The 3,040-nt window shown below is 73.5% G+C and carries 2 protein-coding genes and 1 pseudogene; all 3 read left to right on the top strand.

Features of this window, described 5'->3' with window-relative positions:
* Positions 1–313: 313 nt before the first annotated feature.
* Positions 314–1,267: pseudogene (locus AC2W7A_RS11060) on the top strand (RecB family exonuclease); the annotation flags it as partial.
* Positions 1,268–1,380: 113 nt separating this feature from the next.
* A complete protein-coding gene (locus tag AC2W7A_RS11055; protein ID WP_485991394.1) occupies positions 1,381–1,596 on the top strand; it encodes a hypothetical protein in 216 nt (71 codons plus the stop codon).
* Positions 1,584–3,040, top strand: a 1,457-nt coding sequence (locus AC2W7A_RS11050; protein ID WP_485991393.1) for an ATP-dependent helicase, incomplete at its 3' end; no start/stop codon positions are given. The genes AC2W7A_RS11055 and AC2W7A_RS11050, both read left to right, overlap by 13 nt.

Genomic DNA, 3,040 nt, shown 5'->3' with positions numbered 1-3,040 from the left:
CCGAGCGCGGCGAGGCCTGGCGCCGCCTGGCCCTCGGCAAGACGGACCGCCCGGACGCGGCCCGGGAGGGCCGTCGTGCGGACGCGGACCTGGACGCGGTCGTCGCGCTGTTCCAGATGGTCGAGCGCTATGTGGACCAGTTCCCCGGCGCCGCGCCGGCTGCCTTCTCCCGCTACATGGAGTCCCAGGACCTGCCGATGGACTCGCTGGCCCGCGGCGCCTCGGGCCGGGACGCGGTCCACGTGCTCACCCCCGCATCGGCCGCCGGCCGTGGCTGGCACACCGTGCTGGTCGTCGGCGTCCAGGACGGGGTGTGGCCCAACACGCGGTTGCGCGGCCAGCTGCTCGGCGCCACGGACCTGGCCGACCTCGTCCTCCACCGAGAGGGCGCCCCGTGGCCGACCCCGCACAGGATCCGCCTGCAGGAGACCCGTCAGGACGAGCTGCGCACCTTCTCCACCGCCGTCTCCCGGGCTCGCCACACCGTCGTCGGCACCGCGGTGGTGAACCACGAGGCGACCCCGTCCGAATTCCTGGAGCTGATCGCCCGGCCCGAGCGCACCGCCACCGGCGAGCTCGTCTGCACCGACGTCCCCGACCCGCTCACCACCGGCGCACTCGTCGCCCGGCTCCGCCGGGTGCTGGAGGCTCCGGAGGACACGGACACAGCGGTCGCCGAGGCCGCCGCAGGCCTCGCCTGGCTCGCCGCCCAGGGGGTCGAGACCGCGGACCCGGACAGCTGGTGGGGACTGGCACCGCTGTCCTCCGAAGAGCCCGTGGTGGACCCCGCCGGGGAGGTCCGGCTCTCGCCGTCGCGAGTCCAGATGCTCCTGGAGAATCCGCTCGACTGGATCATGTCCCAGGTCGGAGCCGAGGCCGCCGCCACCCTCGCCCAGTCCGTCGGCACCTTCGTGCACAGCATCTGCGAGGCGCACCCCGAGGGACCGCCGGAGCGCTTCGCGCGGAGGTCGAACGCCGCCTGCCGGAGCTCGGTCTGCCGGAGGGGTGGACCGGAGAGGTCGAACACGAGCGGGCCCGGGAGCTGGTGGAGACCTTCATCCGCTACCTGCCTGAGGCCCGCGCTGCCGGGCGCGTGTGCGTCGCGCAGGAGCTGCGCATCGACGTCCCCGTGCCCCTGGCCGACGTCACGGTGCGCATCACCGGTGTCATCGACCGCCTCGAGGTGGACGCTGAGGGCCGGCCCTACGTGGTGGACCTCAAGACGGGCAAGAAGTCGAACATCCCCTCGGACGCACTCGTGGAGTCCTCACCACAGCTGATGGCCTATCAGGTCGCATTGGCCTCCGGGGCGCTCCTGGCGGAGGGCACGGAGCTGCGCCAGGGCGCTGTGGGACGTCCCACCGCGCCGCCGGAGCCCTCGTGCAGCTCGGCAACCGGACGCACAAGGTCCGGGTGCAGGACCAGCCGTCCATCGCCGACCGGGAGGACGCGGCCCAGGCCCAGCTCGCCCTCGCCGCCGGCCGCACCGTCGGCCCGTTCTACCTGACGCTGCACAGCACGGGCGATCGCTGCCGCAGCGCAGCGCTCTGTCCGCTCTGCTCCGAGGGACGGCAGGTGACCGAATGGACCCGCTGACCACCGCCGCAGACACGAGCACCGCCGACCAGACCGTGGAGCAGCCCATGCAGATCCGCTACAGCCCCGACGACCTCGCCCGCCTGCTGGCCACGCCGGCCGAGCAGGAGAGCGGCACCTGGCTGAAGCCCACCGCCCAGCAGGCCGAGGTCATCCAGGCACCGCTGACGCCCCGCCTCGTGGTGGCCGGCGCAGGCTCCGGCAAGACCGCGACCATGGCCGACCGGGTCGTCTGGCTCGTGGCCAACGGACTCGTCCGACCGGATCAGGTCCTCGGCGTCACCTTCACCCGCAAGGCTGCCGGCGAACTCGCCCACCGGATCAACGGGCGCCTCGAACGGCTGCTCTCCGTCCCCGGATTCGAGATCCCCGGGTTCGAGGGCACCGCCGAGGATCTGGGACGCGCCGCCGTCTCCACCTACCACTCCTACGCGGGGGCCCTCGTCCGGGACCACGGCCTGCGGATCGGCGTCGAGCCCGGGGCCGTGCAGATCACCGACGCCGACGCCTTCCGGATGATGCGCCGCATCGCCGAGGACGCGGACGTGGACCTCCAGCAGGGCGCCCCCGCACTGTCCACCCTCGTCTCGGGAGCCCTCGGCCTGGCCGGGGACATGGCCGAGCACCTCGTGGAGCCCGACACCGTCCGTGACTTCCTGGCCCGGGAGATCGCCCACGGCGCCGCCCTGCCGCCGACCCGGAAGGGCGCCGCCCGCAACAAGGGCGCGGAGGACCTCCTCTTCTCTCTGCGCGCCCGGCTCCTGATGGCCCACATGGTCGAGGCCTACACCGAGGCCAAGGAGGAGGCCGAAGTCATGGACTTCGGCGACCTGCTCCGTCACGCCGCGCGCATCGCCGCAGACATCCCCGAGGTCGGACGCATCGAACGCGACCGCTACCGCGTGGTCCTCCTGGACGAGTTCCAGGACACCTCCCACGCCCAGATGGCGATCTTCGCCGGACTCTTCGGCGCCGGCTCCGGCGAGGGCGTCGGCCACTGCGTCACGGCGGTGGGCGATCCCCACCAGTCCATCTACGGCTTCCGCGGCGCCTCCGCCGGCCAGCTTTTCGACTTCCCGCACCACTTCCCGGCACGGACCGACGGCGGGGGGTGGACGGCGACGCCTGGCTCCGCCCCGCTCACAGACGACGGCGGGGGACAGCCGGGGGAGGGGACCACCGTCGGTAGGTTGCGACCGTCCGACGTCTCGCACCTGACCACGGCCTGGCGCAACGATGAGACCATCCTCGCCCTGGCCAACCGGATCGTCGCCCCCATGTCGCAGCCGGGGACGGACACCATCCAGGTGCAGCCCCTCCAGCCTCGCCCGGGCGCCGCCGCCGGCGAGGTCCGCCTCGACGAGCACGTCACCACCGAGGAGGAGGCCGCCGACCTCGTGGCGCGCCTGCAGGCGCTGTCCGGGCAGACCCGGGCGGCGGCCCC

The organism is Micrococcus sp. LASM2_SD2 (genome assembly GCF_057364565.1).
Note: the sequence above shows the minus strand (reverse complement) of the source record. Positions and strands in the feature narration are given on the sequence as shown.